Here is a 19,590-nt window from a genome sequence, read left to right as displayed (position 1 = left end):
TGGGCAAAGGAAAGGGCTGGGCGGATGCGGTCAGCCGACCGCCCATCCGCCATCGATCACATGCGCCTGTCCGGTGGTAAAGGCGCTTTCGTCGGACCCGAGGTAGATGGCCAGATGGGCGATCTCCTCGGGTGTGCCGATCCGTCCCATCGGCTGGCGCGCGTTGAAGGCCCGGCGCGCTTCCTCGTAGTCGCCCATTGCCCGCAGCCGGTCATGCAATGACGGGCTGTCGACGGTTCCGGGGCAGATGCAGTTCACGCGGATGCCCTTGGTCACATAGTCCAGCGCCACGGATTTCGTCAGTCCGATCACAGCGGCCTTGGAGGTGCCGTAGATACAGCGGTTGGGCGCGGCCACGATGCTGCCCGCGATGGAGGCGATGTTGACGATCGACCCGCCGCCGCGTTCGATCATGCCGGGCAGGGCGGCCTGCATGGAATGGAATTGCGACCGGACGTTCAGCATCATGGCAAATTCGAAATCCGCGTCGGTCGCCTCGAGCAGCGTGCCCGCATGCACGAAGCCCGCGCAATTGACCAGGATGTCGGGTTGGGCGGCCTCGATGGCGCGGGTCAGCACGGGCTTGTCGGTCACGTCCAGTGCGAAGGTGGTGCCGGTCAGCCCCTCCAGCAGGTCGGGGTTGAGGTCGGTCGCGGTGACTTCGGCGCCTTCGCGGGCATAGCCTTCGGCGATGGCGCGGCCAATGCCCTGGCCCGCGGCGGTGATGAAGGCGCGTTTGCCGGCTAATCTCATGTCAGAACTCCTGTGAAATCTCCCGGAACCTCGCCGCGCCTGACGGGGCGGTGCGTCTGTCCGGACAAGGCGGTGGCCAGCGTCATTTCCAGCGCGGCGATGCCGTCCCTGGGCTGGCAGAGATTGTCGTCGGCGCCGGTTTCAAGGAAAGCCGTAAAGCGGTCGATCTGGACCAGCAGCGGGTCGACCTTGTCGAAGCCGGGCGGGTCAAAGCGTTTGAGCGGTTTCGACCATTCCACCTCGCCCGGGCCGGAGGCGCCCCAGCGGGTGAGCGAGGGGAAGGACAGCGCGCCCAGGGTGCCGGTGATGCGGATGTAATCCTCGCCCGAGGCGGCGATGGCGGGGTTCTCGGCGCTGGCGGCCTCGAAGGACCAGGGCGAGGCGCCCGCGTCCGAGATCAGGAAGGACCCCAGCGCGCCGCTGTCGAAGCGGAAGGCGAGCGCGGCGGTGTCCTCGATCACATGGCCGCGCGCGGCGTTGGAGGTCAGCGCAGTGACCTCAACGGGCAGGCCGGCAAAGACGTTCAGCAGGTCGATCTCGTGGCTGAGGTTGGTGGCTAGCGGGCCGGCGCCGGGCAGGCGGCGCCAGGGCACGTCGTAATAGGTGTCATGCTTGCGCAGCGACCACATGCCCTGCAAGCCGACCAGTTGCCCGATCTCGGGCATGGCGGCGCGAGTGGCCTGCACGAAGGGATGGCACCGGCGATGATGACCGACGATCAGGGGCATGCCCTTGGCCGCAGCCGTCTCCGCCATGAGCTGCGCGTTGTCGAGCGTGTCGGCGATGGGCTTTTCCACCAGCACCGCCCAGCCACGCGCCAGCGCGGCGAGGGTCGAGGGACAGTGGTCCGGTGTCGGCGTGGCAATGACACAGGCGCGGGTCTCTGCCGGGGCGTCGTCAATCGTAGCGACGGCGGGCAGGCCCTCGGTGGTGAGCGTCGCGCGCGTGGTTGCGTCCGGCTCCACGATGGCCGTGATCCGGATCGCGGGCGAGGCGCTGGCCACCTCGATGTGGCGGCGCCCGATGGCACCCGCGCCGATGATGCAGAGGGGGAGGGGGACACTCACGCGGAACGTCCTCGCCTGCGCGGGCAAAGCGAATTGGAAATCGCTTTCAAGCCTTTTCTAAATGGCTTGCCCATCACATCACCGCCCCGATCTGCCAGGGCACGAACTCGTAATCGCCCAGGCCCTGCGCTTCGGACTTGGTCTGTTCGCCAGAGGCCATGCGCAGCCACATCTCGTAGATCTCGCGGCCCACCTCCTCGACCGATTTTCCTTCGGTCAGGATGGTGCCGGCGTTCACGTCCATGTCCTCGGTCATGCGGTTGAACATCTCGGTGTTCGTGGCGACCTTCATCGAGGGGCTGGGTTTCGCCCCGAAGGCCGAACCGCGCCCGGTGGTGAAACAGACGAGGTTGCAGCCCGAGGCAATCTGGCCGGTCACGCTGGCCGGGTCGTAGCCGGGGCTGTCCATGAAGGTGAATCCCCGGGCCGTCACCGGCTCGGCGTATTTGTAGACGCCGGTCAGAGGCGTGGTGCCGCCCTTGGCCGCCGCGCCAAGGGATTTTTCGAGGATGGTCGTCAACCCGCCCTTCTTGTTGCCGGGAGAGGGGTTGTTGTCCATCGAGCCCTTGTTGCGGGCGGTGTAATCCTCCCACCAGCGGATCAGCTCCACCAGTTTCTCGCCCGTGGCGCGGTCGACGGCGCGGGCCGTCAACAGGTGTTCGGCGCCGTAGATCTCGGGCGTTTCGGCCAGAACGCCGGTGCCGCCCTGCGCCACCAGCAGGTCGCAGGCATGGCCCACGGCGGGGTTCGCCGTGATGCCCGACCAGGCGTCCGAGCCGCCGCATTGCAGGGCGACCATGAGGTCGGAGGCGGGGCATTCGGTGCGCGTGGCCTCGTTTACCACGGGCAGCATGGCCTCGATCTTCTTGATGCCCAGTTCGACGCATTTGCGCAGCCCGCCCACGTCCTGGATGTTCATGGACTGGAACAGGGGGCCGGGTGTCAGCCCATAGGCCTCGACCAGCCAGTCGATCTGGTTCATCTCGCAGCCGAGGCCCGCCATCAGAACGCCACCCACATTGGGATTGCGGGCATAGCCCCACATGACCCGCTGCAGCGCCTCGAACCCCTCGGACCCCTGACCGGCCATGCCGCAGCCGGTGCCGTGGACAAAGGCCACGACGCCGTCGACATTGGGATAGGCAGCCAGTTTTTCGTCGGTGAAATGTTCGGCGATCTTGCGGGCGGCGGTGGCGGAACAGTTCACCGATGTGAGCACGGCGATGTAGTTGCGCGTGCCGACGCGGCCCGTCGCGCGGCGATAGCCCATGAAGGTGTCCGGCGTGTCGGCAGGGGTCGCGGGCCGCAGGTTGGTGCCGTAGTCATACTCGGTATCCACGTTGCGGAATTCGAGGTTGTGCGTATGGACATGGGCGCCCGGCGCGATGTCCTCGGCGGCATAGCCGATCACCTGCGCGTATTTGATCACCGGCGCGCCTTTGTGGATCGCCTGCGTGGCCAGCTTGTGCCCGCGCGGGATCAGCTGTGTCGCGCCTTCCTGGCCGATTTCAAGCGGGGTGACGGCGGTGACGACATTGTCGGCGTCGGAAAGGCGGACTGTCTTTTTCATCTTGGTCTCTCAGGTGGCTGATCGGCCCCGGTGCCGGGGCGTCATGGCACGAGGCCCCGGCGCGGGGCCGGGGCGGGTGTTTCCGGTGGCGGTCACGCGCAGACCGGGCTGTCGCCCGACCAGCGGTGAATGGGGATATGCGGTGCCGGCGCCAGCCGGGCGCGGGCCTCTTCCCACATGGTCTTCCACTTTTTCCAGTCGCGCAACTCTGCCTCCGGGGCGCTGCGCGAGCGGGCGATGAAGGCGGGAAAATGGGCGCGGCCCGTGGGTTGACCGGTGACATTGTAGCGGATGTCAAAGCTCCAGCGAAAATTCTCGGAGCGGTTCTCCAGCGAGGCATGGGGCGTCAGCGGATGGAAGAGCACCGCGCCGCCCGCCTTGACCGGCAGGGCCACGGCCTTGTCCTCGTCCAGGTACCCGGGCGCGATGGCGGTCTGTTTCTGCGGGCAATGCGGGTACATCCGCGGTTTGCCCGGCACCACCGTCAGGCAACCGTTTTCGACGGTCGCGTCCGAGATGGCCAGCCAGACGGTGACCATGCGGGTCTCGTCGCCCTCTTCATGGGCCACGGCGCGGTCCTGGTGCCAGGCGGTTGCGGTGACATGGGCGCGCGGCTCATCCGCGTGCAGATGGGTGGCGGGGGGCTTCAGGCGGACATGCTGGATCGGGTTGGAGGTCAGTTCGGGGCCGATCAGATCCTCGACCATGTCCAGCAGGCGGGCATCGGTCAGCATGTCAAATACGGCTGGGCCGAAGTGAAAGGGCGTATCGGCGGCGATCTCTCCGCCGGGCAGGGAAATGTCCATCGGCTGGAACCAGTCGCAGCCCGCCTTGTAGGAGGTCAGCAGCTTCTGCCAGAAATCCATGCCCTCGGCGGCGGGCACGCGGCCCTCGTCCTGCCAGCGGGCATAGAGCGCATCCAGCAGCGCGGCATATTCGGCCTTCACCGATGCCAGCAGATCGGGGTTCAGAACATCCTCGACCACGAGATACCCTTCGCGGTCGAACTGCGTGACCTGGTCCTGGGTCAACATCAAGGGCATGGGCTGTCCTTTCGCTAAGGGGCGCGGGGGGAGGGGGCTCTGCCCCCGCCGCGGCAGGGCCGCGGCCCCCCGGGGTATTTTCGCCAAGAAGAAGCCCGGGGGTCGCAAGGGGACCGGACCGGGGCGCGGGGGCCTCGGTCCGGTCCGGGGTCACAGGAAGATCGTGACGATGGGCGGCCAGGCCAGCAGCACCGCCAGCGCGCAGAGTTGCAGCGCGATGAAGGGCAGGAAGCCGCGGAAGATGTCGGTGAGCGAGATATGCGCCGGGGCCACCGATTTCAGGTAGAAGGCGGCCGGCCCGAAGGGGGGCGACAGGAAACTCACCTGCATGTTCATGCAGAAGACCACGCCGAACCAGATCGGCACATAGCGTGCGTCCACATGGGCGAACCAGCCGATCTCTTCCGCCGGCAGGCGGACGACGATGGGCAGGAAGACCGGCATGACAAGCAGCACGATGCCGACCCAGTCCATGAACATCCCCATGATGAGGAAGATCAGCATCATCACCAGGATCACGCTCATGGTGGGCATGTCGGCGCCGACGATCATGTTGGCGACATATTGCGGCCCGCCCGCCAGCGTATAGGCGGCGGCCAGCGCCGCGGCGCCGATGGTCACCCAGATGATCGTGCCGGTGGATTTCAGCGTCCGCATCAGGCTGTCATAGACGATGTCCCAGGTCATCTCGCGCCGGATCAGGCCGATGACGAAGACCGCCACAGCACCCATGCCGGCGGCCTCGGTGATGCCGGTGATGCCGCCGTAGATCGACCCCAGCACGACGCCGATGACGACGATGGGTGCGATCAGGCCCTTGCCCATCTCCCAGCCCGCGGCGGTGCGTTCACGCCCGACCACGAAGAAGACGATCAGCGCAAAGATCACCAGCGCGCCCGCAAGCCAGGGAATGTCCGAGACCATGCCGAGCAGGATCGGATCGACCCCCTCGACCACCTCGTTGACGCCGGTCACGGTGAAGAAAAGCGCGCGCAGGATCAGCACGCCGGTGATCCAGATGCCGAAGCGGGACAGGAAACCAAGGAACATCAGCCCCTTTTCCCCGCCCTTGGGCGCGTCGGGATCCTCGGGCGGCAGCGGCGCCTTTTCCGGCGACAGCTGCGTGGTCACGATGATGTAGATGATGAAGAAGGATGCCAGCATGAAACCGGGCAGGAAAGAGGCGGTGAAGAGCGCCTTGATCGAGGTTTCCGTCACCAGCCCGTAGAAGATCAGGACGATCGAGGGCGGGATCATGGTGCCGAGGCTGCCGGAGGCGCAGATCGTGCCGATGGCGAGGTTCTGGTTGTAGCCCAGCCGCAGCATCTGGGGCAGGGCGATCAGGCCCAGCAGGACCACCTCGCCGCCGATGATGCCGGACATGGCGGCCATGATGACTGCCATGACGGAGGTCACGATGGCGATGCCGCCGCGCACCCGGCTGAGCCAGACGTTCAGCGAGGAATACATGTCGCGCGCGATGCCGGATCGTTCCAACAGCGCTGCCATGAAGATGAAGAGTGGTACTGATATCAGCACGTAGTTCGTCATCTGTCGGTAGACGGCCTGGCCCAGCACGCTGAGCGGCCCCTGTCCCCAGGTTCGGAACAGGATATCGACGTCGAATTTCAGGACCAGCGTGACCACCGCGAGGAAGGCCGAGGCAAAGCCCAGGGGCATCCCGATGGCCAGCAGCGCGAACATCGCCAGCAGAAGGATCAGGGAGAGGGTGCCGATGTCGACCATTACTTCTTGTCCTCTTCCAGGGTGCGGCGCAGGGCCTCGATCTCGTGCTCGTCGATCTCGTCGGCCGGGTTGTGGTGTTCGGGTGCCTTGTTCCAGTCGGCGATCAGGTTCGACAGGGCCTGGATGGCGACCAGCACGATGATGAACAGGATGGCGGGTTTCACCGTCCCCGGAATGGGCGGATCCCAGGCGGTGCCAAAGGTTTCCATCCGCAGCATCCGGCGCATGGCGTCGTTGTAGCCGCCCCAGACCAGGCAGAAGGTGAAGACCCAGATCAGGAAGACCGAAACACAGTCCGCGGCCTTCTGCATCCAGCGGGGCATCATGTCGTAGATGACGTAGATGCGGATGTGGCTGCGTTGCTGCATCGCGTAGAGACCGGCCAGCAGGAAGAGAAAGCTGGCGATCCAGAGCGACAGTTCGTTGGCCCACATGGTCGGCTGGTTGAAGACGTAGCGCGACACCACCTCGTAGAACATGACGATCACGATATAGGCGATCGACATCATGGCCAGGCGGGCGCAGACCAGTGAGAGGATGTCGAAGGGCCCCGTGCGGTCGACCTCGATCGTGCCCTTGTCATCGCTGAGGAAAAGCGCGGTGAACAGCAGCGCAAGCGCGAGGCTGAACAGCGTCACCGTGACGATCGGTTTGCCCTGGGGGCGGATCATGTCGTGCATGCCGATGGCATCGGACGAGATGAACTGGTTGAAGACGAGAAAGATGAAGAGTGCGATGGTCAGGCCCGAAAACCCGATCATGGCCATTTGAACCGGCTTTCTGAGCGGTCCCAGCCAGACGCTGTCCTGTTGCATGCGCGGTCACCCCGATGTGAAGAGTGGCAGTTGGCCTGTCGCCCGTGCCGTCCCCCTGGCCGTTCCGCGTCCTGCGTGCGGGCGCATGTGGCAGAGACGAAAACGGCGAGCCTTGCGAAAGGCTCGCCGCGAGGTCACGAGGCGGTCAGCCCGGCGATCACTCGGCGATCAGGCCGAGCGCCGTCAGGTACTCGCGGTGGCTTGCCACCAGGGCAGCCGCTTCGGGCGTCTTTTCGGCCCAGCGGTCCCAGGAGGTCTGCGCCGCCTTGCGGAAGTCCGCGCGGTCCTTGGCCGACCAGTTGTGAAGCGTCACGCCCTTGGCCTGCAGCTCTGCCGCGGCTTCGGCGTTCTTCTTCTCGTTCGACAGGGCGGTGTGCAGGGTCAGTTTCTGCATCGCGGTGTCGATGATGCGCTGGTGCTTTTCGCTCAGACCGTCCCAGACGGCCTGGTTGCAGGCCAGGTGGTCCGACGGCATCGAGTGGAAGCCGGGGTAGGTGGCATGGCTGACGATGTCGTAGAGGCCCAGGCCAACGTTGTTGTAGAGGCCCGAGGCGTCTGCACCGTCGATGATGCCGGTTTCCAGCGCGGTGAAGATCTCGGTGAAGTCCATCACGATGGGCGTGGCGCCCATTTCGGTGAAGATCTCGGTTTCCAGACCCGGGGGCGAGCGGAACTTCCAGCCTTTCAGATCGTCCGGGCCGGCCAGCGGCTTGGACGACGACAGCGACTCCTGGCCGTAGAGCCACCAGCCGATCAGCTGCATGCCCTGCGCGTTGTACAGTTCCTGCGCGGCATCGTAGCCACCGCCGTAGTACAGCCAGGAAATCTGCTGCCAGGGGGTGTCGTAGCCGCCCATGATGTCGCCGACGAACTGGAACGCCGGGTTCTTGCCGGTCTGGTAGGCGCCGCCGGTCATGTCGCAGTCGAGGATGCCGTTGATGGCCGCGTCGAAGGTTTCCGTCGTGGCCACGACGGACGAGCTGTAGAACATCTCGATGGCGATTTCGCCGCCGGACATCACCTGCACGTCATCCGCGAATTGCGCCGCCAGCACACCCGAGGGGTGCTCGGACGCATAGTGTGTCTGGATGCGCAGGGTCACGTCCTGCGCGTGGGCCGCGGATGCGGCAATGGCAACGGCCGCGGCCGTCGTCAGGATCTTTTTCATATGTTCCTCCCTGTGGCGGGCTCCCCCCCGCCGATGGTTATCGGGGTCGGACCCCGTACCCGGATGGTATACCATCCCGTAAAGGCAAGCTAACCAAAGCAATGTCGACAGGCAAGGATTTTTGGTATACCAAATTTGCTTCATGGGAGGCCGCCCTTCCGGGTGGAAAAAAGGTGCGGATTCAGGGAGGTGAACTGCGCCATGACGGATGAGACTCTGCCCGAACAGATCGCGACTCGGCTACGCCGGGACATTCTGCGGGGCGTGCTGCCGCCGGGCACGGCGGTCAAGGAACGCGACCATGCCGCCGAACTCGGCGTCAGCCGCACACCCCTGCGCGAGGCGATTCGGATACTGGCGAAAGAGGGGCTGGTGCAGCTGCGCCCGGCGCGGTCGCCGATCGTGGCCAGGCCCAGTTTCGAGGAAGTGGCGCACAACATCGAGGTGATGTCGGCGCTGGAGGTGCTGTCGGCCCGGCTGACCTGCGAGCGGGCCAGCGCCGAAGAGATCGAGAGCATCGCCGAGGTCGCGGACCGCATGGACCGGCAATACGACAGCCTCGACATGCTGGACATCTTCGAGATCGACATGAGTTTTCACCTCGCCATCGCGCGCGCGGCGGGCAATCCTGTTCTGGCAGAGGTCCACCAGTCATTGCTGGCGCGTCTGTGGCGGGCGCGGTATCTGTCTGCCAGTCGCAAACGTTCGCGCGAGCGGGTGCTGCGCCAACATGCCGAGATCGTCGCCGCTCTGCGAGCGCGCGATGCGGAATCCGCCCAGGCCCAGGTGCAGGCGCATCTGGATCACCTGCTGATCAACGTGGCCGATTTCTTCGAGTCCGTGAAGGACGAAGGCGGCGAGGCGCCGGAGCCGGTCGAATGAGCGGCCAGAGAAGAAAGACCAAGGAACAAGGATTGGGAGATCAATGAAACTACTGCGTTTTGGCCCGGCGGGCCAGGAAAAGCCCGGCATGCTGGACGGCGACGGCCAGGTGCGTGACCTGTCGGCCCACGTGACCGATTTTGCCGGGGCCTCCGTCTCGCTGGAAGCGCTGGAGGCGCTGCGGGCCATCGACCCGGCCAGCCTGCCGCTGGTGGCCGAGCCGGGCCGCATCGGCTCATGCCTGGCCTCCGTTCCGAACTTTTTCTGCATCGGTCTGAACTATGCCAAGCATGCCGCCGAAACCGGGTCGGAGCCGCCGAAGGAGCCGATCCTCTTTTCCAAGGCGAGCTCGGCGCTGTCGGGACCCTATGACCCCGTGGTGATCCCGCGCAACTCGGTCAAATCCGACTGGGAGGTCGAACTGGGCGTGGTGATCGGCAAGGCCGCCTCCTACGTCAGCGAGGCGGACGCGCTGAGCCATGTCGCGGGCTACTGCGTCATCAACGACATGAGCGAGCGCGAATTCCAGATCGAGAAGGGCGGCCAGTGGATCAAGGGCAAGTCTGCCCCGACCTTCGGCCCGACCGGCCCCTGGCTTGTCACGGCCGACGAGGTGCCGGACCCGCAGGCGCTGAAGCTCTCGCTCGACCTGAACGGCGAGACGGTTCAGGACAGCGATACCTCGGACATGATCTTTGGCGTGGCCGAGATCATTTCCTACATGTCGCAATTCATGATGCTGCAACCGGGCGACATCATCGCCACCGGCACGCCTTCGGGTGTCGGCATGGGCATGAAGCCGCAGCGCTTCCTGAAGCCGGGCGACGTGATGGAAGTGCGTGTCGAGGGCCTGGGCGAACAGCGGCAGGAAACGGTCGCGGCCAGCTGAGCCGGGGCATCCAAGCGGCTTCGAAGCCGCTTGGAAACGCTTTTGGAAAAGCGTTGAGAAAGGGCCTTTGAAGGCCCTTTCCTTTTAGTGGATCAGCGAACCGCCGTTCACGTCGACCTCGGAGCCTGTGACATAGGCCGAGAGCTCCGACGCCAGGAACAGGCAGCAGCCCGCCACGTCGCTGGCCTGTCCCGCGCGGCCCATCGGGATACCGGACAGGATCTGTTCCATCATCTCGTCGGTCAGTGCCCCGCCGGTGATGTCGGTGGCGATGAAGCCGGGACAGATCGCGTTCGACCGGATGCCGTCGGGGGCCAGTTCGCGGGCCATCGCCTTGGTCAGGCCGAGGATGCCCGCCTTGGCCGCCGAGTAATGTGGCCCGCCGAAGATGCCGCCGCCGCGCTGGGCCGAAACGGACGATATGTTGACGATGGAGCCGGTCTTGCGCGCGCGCATGTGCGGGATCAGCGCCTGGCTCATGTAGAGCGTGCCGCGCAGGTTGACGTCCGTGACCGCCTCGTAATTCTCGGGTTCGATCTGCATCAGTTTCAGCGGCTGCGTGATGCCGGCGTTGTTGACCAGGATGTCGACCTGGCCCAACCCGTCGATGGCCGATTTGGCTGCCGCTTCGCACTGGGGCTTGCTGGTGACATCGCAGGCCAGGCCGATGTGGCCTTCGCCAGGCAGGTCGGCGGCGGCGGCGCGGGCGGCCTCGCCGTCGAGGTCGAGGATTGCGATGCGGGCGCCGTGTTCGGCAAAGAGTTGCGCCGTGGCCTTGCCGAGGCCTCGGGGGCTGGCGGCGCCGGTGATAACGGCGGTCTTGTCCTTGAGAAGCATGTGGGTGTCCTGTGGTTGTCGGGGGCAGGGGGCTCTGCCCCCTCTGGCCTGCGGCCATTCACCCCCGAGGGTATTTGAAAAACCAAAGAAGATGCGGCGTCAGAGCCTTGTCTTCACGCGGGCCGTGATGGCGCGCACGCTGAGGCCATACTGGTCGTGCAGCGTGGGTAATGCGCCGGCGTCGAGGAACTCGTCGGGCAGCGCGATCGAGTCGAAGGCGGGGTGGATGCCGGCCCGCATCAACTCGGCCGCGACCGCCTCGCCCAGGCCGCCGACGATGGTGTGGTTTTCCAGCGTCACGACCAGGCGCCCGGTCTTGGCGGCTTCCTTGCGGATGGTTTCCGTGTCGAGCGGCTTCAGCGTCGGCACATGCAGGACGGCGCAATCGGTGCCCTCGGCCTTCAGCGCCTTGGCGGCGTCCAGCGCGCGCATGGTCATGAAGCCGGTGGAGATGAAGAGCACGTCACTGCCGCCGTGGATCACCTGCGCCTTGCCCAGCTGGAACCTGTAGCCGTATTGGCCTAGCACGTCCGGCACCTTGCCCCTCAGGAGGCGCATGTAGACCGGGCCGGGAAAATCCGCGATGGCGTGGGTGGCCTGGGTGATCTCTGTCGCATCGCAGGGATCGACGATGGTCAGGTTGGGCATACCGCGGAAGATCGCGAGGTCCTCGGTCGCCTGGTGGCTGGGACCGTAGCCGGTGGTCAGGCCGGGCAGGGCGCAGACGATTTTCACCGGCAGGTTTTCCTCGGCAATGGCCATGATGATGAAATCATAGGCGCGGCGCGAGGCGAAGACGGCGTAGGTGGTGGCGAAGGGGGTAAAGCCCTCGCGCGCCAGCCCGGCGGCGGCCGAGATCATCACCTGTTCGGCCATGCCCATCTGATAGAACCGGTCAGGGTAGGCATTGGCGAAAACGTGCAGGTCGGTGTATTTCGACAGGTCCGCCGTCAGGCCGACGATGTCGTCCCGCTTCGCTGCCAGGTCGCAGAGCGCGTTTCCGAAGGGGGCGGCGACGGTGTCGCGGCCCTCGGCGTCCAGCGAGGCGATCATGGCGGAGGTGGTCAGGCGCTCTCCATCCTCGGAGACGGGGACGGCGCGGGGGGTGTATTTCGACTTGCGGCGCGAGGTCGGGCCGATGGGGGCGTCTTGCATGTCTCTGGCTCCTTGTCGGTCCGGCTCAGGCCGGGATGGCGTCGTCGAGGATGGCGATAGCGCGCGCCCATTCGGAGGGGGCCACGCGGACGAAATGGGTGATCTCGCGCTCTTCGAGGAAGGGGACGCCCTTGCACATCTGGGTCTTGCAGATGATGACGCGGGGGCGCGGGTCAGACAGGGTGCGCGCGGTGTCGAATGCCGCCACCAGCGCGTCCAGGTCGTTGCCGTCCACTTCTTGCGCGTGCCAGCCGAAGGCGGCCCATTTCGGTGCCTCGTCGCCCCGGGCGAGCGCCTGCGTGGTCGGCCCGTCGGCCTGCTGGTCGTTGAAATCCACCACGCAGATCAGGTTGTCCAGTTGGTGGGCGCTGGCGGACATGACCGCCTCCCAGGTCGAGCCTTCGCCCAGTTCGCCGTCCGACATCAAGTTGTAGACGAAGGCGGGGTTCTTCTTGCGCTTCAGCCCCAGCGCCGCACCCACGGCGATGCCAAGGCCGTGGCCCAGCGAGCCGCCGGTGATCTCCATGCCCGGCGTGTAGGCGGCCATGCCCGACATGGGCATCCGGCTGTCGTCCATGCCGTAGGTTTCCAGCTCGTCCTCGGGCAGGATGCCGGCCTCGATCATCGCGGAGTAGAGCGCGATCGCGTAGTGGCCGATCGACAGGTAGAACCGGTCGCGCCCTTCCCATTCCGGGTCTTCGGGCTTGTAATTCAATGCGTGGAAATAGCTGACGGCCAGCACGTCGGCCACGCCGAGCGCCTGCCCGATATAACCCTGTCCCTGCACCTCGGCCATGCGCAGCGCCAGCCGCCGGATGGACCAGGCCCTGCGCGCGAGGCTGACATTGGCGCCCGCGTGTTGCGTTTCGGTGGACATGGTCTCCTCCCTCGTCCGATTTGGTATACCATTTTCCAGAAGACGCTACGTCAAGGCAAGAGCTCTTCGCCTGCTTTGTCGCATTCAGGAGAGGATCGGGCGTTTTCGGTTTGAGGGTCGCGCCAAACTCGACTTGGATGGGGCCAAAGCAGGGAGGGCGCGATGCAGTTCGGATTGAGCGACGAGCAGGAGATGATCGTCTCGACGGTGCGCAGCTTCGTCGAAAAGGAAATCTATCCTTTCGAGGCCGAGGTCGAACGGAGCGGGGAGGTGCCGCCGGGCCTGGGCGAAGAGATCAGGCGCAAGGTGATCGATCTCGGTTTTTACGCCTGCAACTTCCCCGAGGAGGTGGGCGGCGCGGGGCTGGGCCACCTCGATTTCACGCTGGTCGAGCGCGAACTCGGGCGCGGCAGCATGGCGCTGACGCATTTCTTTGGCCGGCCGCAGAACATCCTGATGGCCTGCGAGGGCGCGCAGCGCGAGCGATACCTGTTGCCTGCCGTGCGGGGCGAGCGGATGGATGCGCTGGCCATGACGGAACCGGAGGCGGGCAGCGATGTGCGCGGCATGAAGTGCACCGCCCAGCGGCAGGGCGGCGACTGGGTGGTGAACGGGACCAAGCACTTCATCTCGGGCGCCGATCACGCGGATTTCTTTATCGTCTTCATCGCCACGGGGGTGGACGAGACGCCGAAGGGGCCGAAAAAGCGGATCACCTGTTTCCTGGTGGATCGCGGCCATCCGGGGTTCGAGGTGCGCGATGGTTATCGGTCTGTCAGCCACCGGGGTTACAAGAACAGCATCCTGGAGTTTTCCGATTGCCGGCTGCCGGATGCCCAGGTGCTGGGCGAGGTCGATGGCGGGTTCGAGGTCATGAACACCTGGCTCTATGCCACGCGGCTGACCGTGGCGGCCTTTAGCGTGGGCCGGGCGCGGCGCTGTTTCGACATGGCGGTGGATTACGCGGCACAGCGCAAGCAGTTCGGGCAGGCGATCGCGAAGTTCCAGGGAGTGTCCTTCCAGGTGGCGGACATGGTGACCGAGATCGACGCTGCCGACTGGCTGACCCTGGCCGCGGCTTGGCGGCTGGACGAAGGCCTGCCGGCGAACCGCGAGATCGCCTCGGCCAAGGTCTACGCGACCGAGATGCTGGCACGGGTGACGGACACGACCTTGCAGATCTTCGGCGGCATGGGGCTGATGGATGATTTCCCCATCGAACGCTTCTGGCGCGATGCGCGGGTGGAGCGGATCTGGGACGGGACCAGCGAGATCCAGCGCCACATCATCGGGCGGGAGATCTTCCGCCCCCTGGGGGCGTGATGGCGGCGGGGGGTGGTGGGTCGATGACCCACCCTACAGGGGTCGGACGATTGTCGCGGCTGTTGCGCCCGCAAAGCATCGCGGTGATCGGCGGCGGGGGCTGGTGCGCGAATGTCATCCGCGAATGCCGCCGAATGGGGTTCGGCGGGCCGATCTGGCCGGTGCATCCGACGCGCGCCGAGGTTGGCGGACTGCCGGCTGTGGCGCGGATCGAAGACCTGTCAGGGTCGCCGGACGCGGTCTATATCGGCATCAACCGGTCGGCCACGGTTGCGGCGGTGCGGGTGCTGTCTGAACGGGGGGCGGGCGGCGCGATCTGCTTTGCCTCGGGCTTTGCCGAGGCGCAGGCGGAACTGGCGGATGGCCGGGACATGCAGGCGGCGCTTCTGGACGCGGCGGGGGAGATGCCGGTGCTGGGGCCGAACTGTTACGGGATGTTGAACGCGCTCGACCGGGTCGCGCTCTGGCCCGATCAGCACGGGCTGGTGCCGGTGGACCGTGGCGTGGCGATCCTGTCGCAAAGCTCCAACGTGGCGCTGAACCTGACGATGCAGCGGCGCGGCCTGCCGATTGGCTTTCTGGGCACGGTGGGCAACCAGGCGCAGGTGGATCTGAGTGCCCTTGGCACGGCGCTGCTGGAGGATCCACGGATCACGGCGCTGGGGCTTTACATCGAGGGGATCGCGGATGTCCGGGGATTCGAGGTGCTGGCGGCGCGGGCGCGGGCGCTGGGCAAGCGGATCGTGGCGCTGAAACTGGGGGCCTCCGAACAGGCGGGGTTGGCGGCGGTGTCGCATACCGCGTCCCTGACCGGCAGCGACGCGGGTGCGCGGGCCTTTTTGCGGCGGATCGGGGTCGCGCAGGTCTCTTCCTTGTCGACCTTGCTGGAATGTTTGAAGATCCTGCACGTGGCCGGGCCTTTGCGGTCCAACCGGCTGGTCTCGGCCTCGTGCTCGGGCGGCGAGGCGAGCCTGATGGCGGATACCGGGCTGGGTTATGACATCGCGTTTCCGCCCCTGGGCGCCTCCCAACGTGAGGCACTGCGCGCGGCGCTTGGCCCCAAGGTGGCGCTGGCCAACCCGCTGGATTACCACACCTATATCTGGGGCGACGTGCCCGCGATGACGGCCTGTTTCGCCGGCCTTCTGCGGGGAGAAGACCTGGGCGCGGGAGTGGTGGTGCTGGATTTCCCGCGCGGTGACCGCTGTTCGACGGCGGATTGGGAACCGGTGATCGAGGCCCTGGCCCGGGCGCGGGGCGATGTTCCGCTGGCGGTGCTGTCGAGCCTGGTCGAGACGCTGCCGGAGGATGTGGCGGAACGGCTGATGGCACTTGGGATCGTGCCGCTCTGCGATCTGCCGGCGGCGCTGGCGGCGCTGGCGGCGGCGGCGTTCCTCGGGCGGGCGGTGGACCCGGCGCCGGTGTTGTTGGCGCGGGGGGAGGGGGCGCTGCCCCCGTCGCGTTCCGCGACTCCCCCGGGGCATTTTTGCCAAGAAGAAGCCGGGGGCGTCATGCAGGAGGCCGAGGCGAAGCGGATTCTGGAGGGCGCGGGCCTTTTGGTGCCGTCGCACGTGCGCGCCGCGACGCCCGGGGCGGCGGCGGAGGCGTCGGCGCGGATCGGTTTCCCGGTGGTTCTGAAGGGCGAGGGCTTTGCTCACAAGAGCGAGGCGGGAGCGGTGAAGCTGAACCTGGCTTCGCCGGAGGCGGTGCGGGCGGCGGCGGAAGAGATGGGTGCGCAGGGTTACCTCGTCGAGGAAATGGTCGGTGGCACGGTGGCGGAACTGCTGGTCGGCGTGGTCCGCGATCCGGCGCACGGGTTTGTCCTGACGCTGGGGGCGGGTGGTGTCTGGACCGAGATCCTGGGCGACACGCAGGTGCGGTTGTTGCCGGTGTGTGAACCGGAGGTGCGCGACGCGCTGGCGGGCCTGCGGATCGCGCCGCTTTTGGCAGGCTATCGCGGTGCGCCGGTGGCGGATGAAACGGCGGTTGTGGCCGCCGTTCTGGCGGTGCAGGCTTTTGTCGCGGACCATGCCGACAGGATCGAGGAACTGGAAATCAACCCGCTGATCGTCACGCCCGACCGGGCGGTGGCGGCGGATGCACTGATCCGGTTGAGGACGGAAAGACAGGAAGGAGAGGGCGATGCCGCTTGAGATGTTGAGAGAGGTCTTTGTCACCTGCGCGGTGACAGGATCGGGCGGGACGCAGGACCGCAGCCCGCATGTGCCACGCTCCCCCAGGGAGATCGCCGAAAGCGCCATCGAGGCCGCGAAGGCGGGTGCGGCGGTGGTGCATTGCCATGTGCGCGACCCGGAGACCGGGGCGCCCTCGCGGGAACTGGCCTATTACCGAGAGGTGACCGAACGCATTCGCGATGCGGATGTGGACGTGGTGCTGAACCTGACGGCGGGCATGGGGGGCGACATCACCTTTGGCTCGACCGAGGCGCCCTTGCCGGTGAACGCGGCCGGGACCGACATGATCGGCGCCGCCGAGCGCGTGGCGCATATCGCCGAGTGCCTGCCAGAGATCTGCACCCTGGATTGCGGCACGATGAATTTCGCAGAGGCCGATTACGTCATGACAAACACGCCCGGCATGTTGCGCGACATGGGCGCGCGCATGACCGCGCTGGGGGTCAAGCCGGAGATTGAGGCCTTTGACACCGGACACCTGTGGTTCGCCAAGCAACTGGTGAAGGAGGGTGTGCTGGAGGGGCCTGCGCTGGTGCAGCTTTGCATGGGCGTGCCCTGGGGCGCGCCGGACGATCTCAATACCTTCATGGCAATGGTCAACAACGTCCCCGATGACTGGTGTTTCAGTGCCTTTGCGCTGGGGCGCAACCAGATGCCCTATGTCGCTGCCTCGGTGCTGGCGGGGGGCAACGTGCGCGTCGGGCTGGAGGACAACCTGTTCCTGGACAAGGGCGTATTGGCGACCAATGCCCAGCTGGTCGAGCGTGCCGTGGGGATCGTCGAGTCTCTCGGTGCCAAGGTCATCGGTCCCTCAGCGGTGAGAGAAAAACTGGGTCTGACCGAGCGCGCGCCCAGATAACGCTTGTCGCCCCGATGGTCGGCGCCGCAGGGTTGTCGCGCGCTGACATCGGGGGAGGGGGCATGGCCAGCATCGGGATCGGAATCGTCGGCGGCGGATACATGGGCAAGGCGCATTCCGCCGCCTTCGCCGCCGTTGGCACGGTGTTCGAGACAGGGTTGAAACCGCGACTTGTTGCGATCGCCGGGTCCACGCCCGAAAGCGGGGCCCGCTATGCCGAGGCCTATGGTTTCGATCGCGCTGCCCGCGACTGGCGGGCGCTTGTCGAGGACCCAGAGGTGGAGGCGGTGGTGATCGCCTCTCCGCAGTCGACGCACCGCGAGATCGCCGAGGCCGCCTTTGCCCTGGGCAAGCCGGTGCTCTGCGAGAAGCCGCTTGGGCTGTCGCTGGAGGAGGCACGGGCCATGCTGGCGGCGGCAGAGCGCGCCGGGGTCGCGCATATGGTGGCCTACAACTATAGCCGGACTCCCGCCACAGGCTTTGCCCGACAGTTGATTGCCGGGGGTGATCTTGGGCGGGTGCATCACCTGCGCATCGAACATACCGAGGATTTCCACCTGACCTCGATCCTGCCGCCCTGGCGATCGCAGGGCGCGGCCAACGGCTGTCTTGGCGACCTCGCACCGCATCCGATCAATGCCGCCCTGGCGCTGGGCGGAAAGATATCCGAGGTTTCGGCAGTGATCGAGACGGTCTTTCCCGAACGCAACGGCGTGACCGTGACCAATGACGACCAGGTGCTGATGACCCTGCGCTTTGAGAACGGGGCCAGCGGACAGCTTTTCGCCAGCCGCGTCGCGACGGGCCGGAAAATGGGCTATGCCTACGAGGTGACCGGGGAAAAAGGCGCGATCCGATTTGACCAGGAGGATCAGAACGCGCTCTGGCTTTGTGACGGGACGGCCCCGGCGGAACGGGCGGGGTTTACCAAGATCCTGACCGGTCCGGCGCATCCCGACTACCGGGGATTCTGTCCGGGGCCGGGGCATGGCACCGGCTACCAGGATCAGATCATCATCGAGGCGAAGGATTTTCTGCAGGCCATCGACGGCGGGACGCCGGTCTGGCCGACGTTCGCTGACGGGGTCGAGGTGCACCGGGTGATGGCCGCGGCGCGCGCGGCGGCGGTGTCGGGGACCTGGGCGCGGGTGGCGGATTTCTGAGACCGGGAGACGAGGGAATGGGAAAACTGAACTGGGGCATGATCGGCGGCGGCGAGGGCAGCCAGATCGGCCCGGCCCACCGGCTGGCCGCCGGGCTGGACGGGGCGTTTGATTTCGTCGCCGGGGCGCTGGATCACCGTGCCGAGGAGGGCCGCGCCTTTGGCCGGCGGCTGGGGCTGGCCGCGGACCGGGCCTATGGCGATTGGCGCGAGATGCTGGAGAGCGAGCGGGGGCGCGCGGACCGGGTGGACCTGATGACCGTGGCCACGCCCAATGCCACGCATTTCGAGATCACCAAGGCCTTCCTGGAGGGTGGGTTTCACGTTCTGGTCGAAAAGCCCATGACAATGACGGTCGCTGAGGGCGAGGAACTTGTGGGCCTGGCGCGCGAGACGGGGCGCATCTGCGCGGTGAACTATGGCTACTCGGGCTATGCGCTGGTCCGGCAGATGCGGGCGATGGTGGCGGCGGGGGATCTGGGCCGTGTGCGCATGGTGGTGGCGGAATTTGCCCACGGCCATCACGCGGATGCGGGGGATGCGGACAACCCGCGCGTGCGCTGGCGCTATGACCCGGCGCAGGCCGGGGTTTCGGCGCAGTTTGCCGATTGCGGCATTCATGCCCTGCACATGGCCTCTTTCGTGATCGGGCAAGAGGTCGAACGGCTGTCGGCGGACACGGTGAGCTGTATCGAAAGCCGGGTGCTGGAGGATGACGCCCAGGTGAACCTGCGCTTTGACGGCGGCGCGGTGGGGAGGCTCTGGACCTCGTCGATTGCGCTGGGGCGGCAGCATGGGCTGACCTTGCAGGTCTTTGGCGAAAAGGGTGGGTTGCGCTGGGCACAGGAGCAGCCGAACCAGCTGTATTGGATGCCGCTGGGCGGGCGGCTGGAGGTGATCGAACGCGGTGGGCCGGGCCTGTCGCCCGAGGCCACGCGGGCCAGCCGGGTGACGGTGGGCCACGCCGAGGGGATGCCGCTGGCCTTTGGCAACATCTACGCCGACCTGGCCGAGGCGATCCGGGCGCGGGCCGAGGGGCGCGCGATCGACCCGGCGGCGGATCTCTATCCGCGGGCGGAGGACGGGTTGCGGTCCATGGCGGCGGTCTTCGCGGTGGCAGAGAGCGGCAAGGCAGAGGGTGCCTGGGTGGAGGCGCGACCGCCGATGATGCGCTGAGAGGCGTTGGGGATGGGACGGGGGCGGACGCTGTTCCGCGCCTCGCGGCGCGAAAGACGCCCCGCCCACCGTC

Annotated in this window: 17 protein-coding genes; 7 read left to right on the top strand and 10 right to left on the bottom strand. The window is 66.5% G+C overall.

Features of this window, described 5'->3' with window-relative positions:
- Nucleotides 1–30: 30 nt before the first annotated feature.
- The 7 genes from G9Q80_RS19770 to G9Q80_RS19740 form a co-directional block, all read right to left on the bottom strand.
- Complete coding sequence (locus G9Q80_RS19770; RefSeq protein WP_088671681.1) at nucleotides 31–753, bottom strand: SDR family oxidoreductase; 723 nt, start codon at nucleotides 751–753, stop codon at nucleotides 31–33.
- Complete coding sequence (locus G9Q80_RS19765; protein ID WP_088715770.1) at nucleotides 750–1,820, bottom strand: Gfo/Idh/MocA family protein; 1,071 nt, start codon at nucleotides 1,818–1,820, stop codon at nucleotides 750–752. Before G9Q80_RS19765 ends, G9Q80_RS19770 begins: the two co-directional genes overlap by 4 nt.
- Before the next feature lie 73 nt (nucleotides 1,821–1,893).
- A complete protein-coding gene (locus G9Q80_RS19760) occupies nucleotides 1,894–3,390 on the bottom strand; it encodes a UxaA family hydrolase (RefSeq protein WP_088715771.1) in 1,497 nt (498 codons plus the stop codon).
- A 92-nt stretch (nucleotides 3,391–3,482) separates the two neighbouring features.
- Nucleotides 3,483–4,433: a phytanoyl-CoA dioxygenase family protein gene (locus G9Q80_RS19755; RefSeq protein ID WP_229754838.1), complete on the bottom strand. Its 951-nt coding sequence runs from the start codon at nucleotides 4,431–4,433 to the stop codon at nucleotides 3,483–3,485.
- A gap of 150 nt (nucleotides 4,434–4,583) precedes the next feature.
- A complete protein-coding gene (locus G9Q80_RS19750; protein ID WP_043144063.1) occupies nucleotides 4,584–6,179 on the bottom strand; it encodes a TRAP transporter large permease in 1,596 nt (531 codons plus the stop codon).
- Complete coding sequence (locus G9Q80_RS19745; protein ID WP_043144065.1) at nucleotides 6,179–6,994, bottom strand: TRAP transporter small permease subunit; 816 nt, start codon at nucleotides 6,992–6,994, stop codon at nucleotides 6,179–6,181. Before G9Q80_RS19745 ends, G9Q80_RS19750 begins: the two co-directional genes overlap by 1 nt.
- Before the next feature lie 157 nt (nucleotides 6,995–7,151).
- The gene (locus tag G9Q80_RS19740) at nucleotides 7,152–8,162 is read right to left on the bottom strand and encodes a TRAP transporter substrate-binding protein (RefSeq protein WP_043144068.1); all 1,011 of its coding nucleotides are present in this window, start codon (nucleotides 8,160–8,162) and stop codon (nucleotides 7,152–7,154) included.
- A gap of 201 nt (nucleotides 8,163–8,363) precedes the next feature.
- Between G9Q80_RS19740 and G9Q80_RS19735 the strand changes: the two genes are divergently transcribed.
- A complete protein-coding gene (locus G9Q80_RS19735; protein ID WP_052244610.1) occupies nucleotides 8,364–9,044 on the top strand; it encodes a GntR family transcriptional regulator in 681 nt (226 codons plus the stop codon).
- 43 nt (nucleotides 9,045–9,087) lie between these two features.
- A complete protein-coding gene (locus tag G9Q80_RS19730) occupies nucleotides 9,088–9,933 on the top strand; it encodes a fumarylacetoacetate hydrolase family protein (protein ID WP_088715772.1) in 846 nt (281 codons plus the stop codon).
- Nucleotides 9,934–10,017: 84 nt separating this feature from the next.
- On the opposite strand, the gene G9Q80_RS19725 is transcribed toward G9Q80_RS19730, so the two are convergent.
- The 3 genes from G9Q80_RS19725 to G9Q80_RS19715 form a co-directional block, all read right to left on the bottom strand.
- Nucleotides 10,018–10,770: an SDR family NAD(P)-dependent oxidoreductase gene (locus tag G9Q80_RS19725; RefSeq protein ID WP_088715773.1), complete on the bottom strand. Its 753-nt coding sequence runs from the start codon at nucleotides 10,768–10,770 to the stop codon at nucleotides 10,018–10,020.
- A 99-nt stretch (nucleotides 10,771–10,869) separates the two neighbouring features.
- A complete protein-coding gene (locus G9Q80_RS19720) occupies nucleotides 10,870–11,925 on the bottom strand; it encodes a transketolase family protein (protein WP_088715774.1) in 1,056 nt (351 codons plus the stop codon).
- Between the two features lie 25 nt (nucleotides 11,926–11,950).
- Complete coding sequence (locus tag G9Q80_RS19715) at nucleotides 11,951–12,802, bottom strand: transketolase (protein WP_088715775.1); 852 nt, start codon at nucleotides 12,800–12,802, stop codon at nucleotides 11,951–11,953.
- Between the two features lie 162 nt (nucleotides 12,803–12,964).
- On the opposite strand from G9Q80_RS19715, the gene G9Q80_RS19710 reads away from it, so the two are divergent.
- The 5 genes from G9Q80_RS19710 (at nucleotide 12,965) to G9Q80_RS19690 (ending at nucleotide 19,517) form a co-directional block, all read left to right on the top strand.
- A complete protein-coding gene (locus G9Q80_RS19710; RefSeq protein WP_088715776.1) occupies nucleotides 12,965–14,125 on the top strand; it encodes an acyl-CoA dehydrogenase family protein in 1,161 nt (386 codons plus the stop codon).
- Nucleotides 14,126–14,148: 23 nt separating this feature from the next.
- Complete coding sequence (locus G9Q80_RS19705; RefSeq protein WP_088715871.1) at nucleotides 14,149–16,278, top strand: acetate--CoA ligase family protein; 2,130 nt, start codon at nucleotides 14,149–14,151, stop codon at nucleotides 16,276–16,278.
- Entirely contained in the window at nucleotides 16,268–17,179 is a 912-nt protein-coding gene (gene bcoG / locus G9Q80_RS19700; RefSeq protein WP_088715777.1) for a 3-dehydrocarnitine:acetyl-CoA trimethylamine transferase BcoG, read from the top strand. The genes G9Q80_RS19705 and bcoG overlap by 11 nt, the downstream gene beginning before the upstream one ends.
- A 62-nt stretch (nucleotides 17,180–17,241) precedes the next feature.
- Complete coding sequence (locus tag G9Q80_RS19695) at nucleotides 17,242–18,342, top strand: Gfo/Idh/MocA family protein (protein ID WP_088715778.1); 1,101 nt, start codon at nucleotides 17,242–17,244, stop codon at nucleotides 18,340–18,342.
- A gap of 17 nt (nucleotides 18,343–18,359) precedes the next feature.
- Nucleotides 18,360–19,517: a Gfo/Idh/MocA family protein gene (locus G9Q80_RS19690; RefSeq protein WP_088715779.1), complete on the top strand. Its 1,158-nt coding sequence runs from the start codon at nucleotides 18,360–18,362 to the stop codon at nucleotides 19,515–19,517.
- Nucleotides 19,518–19,590: the final 73 nt, after the last annotated feature.

It is taken from the genome of Mameliella sp. LZ-28 (assembly GCF_012274245.1).
Lineage (GTDB): Bacteria > Pseudomonadota > Alphaproteobacteria > Rhodobacterales > Rhodobacteraceae > Antarctobacter > Antarctobacter albus.
The sequence above is the reverse complement of the archived record's forward strand: the minus strand, read 5'-3'. Positions and strand labels throughout refer to the sequence as shown.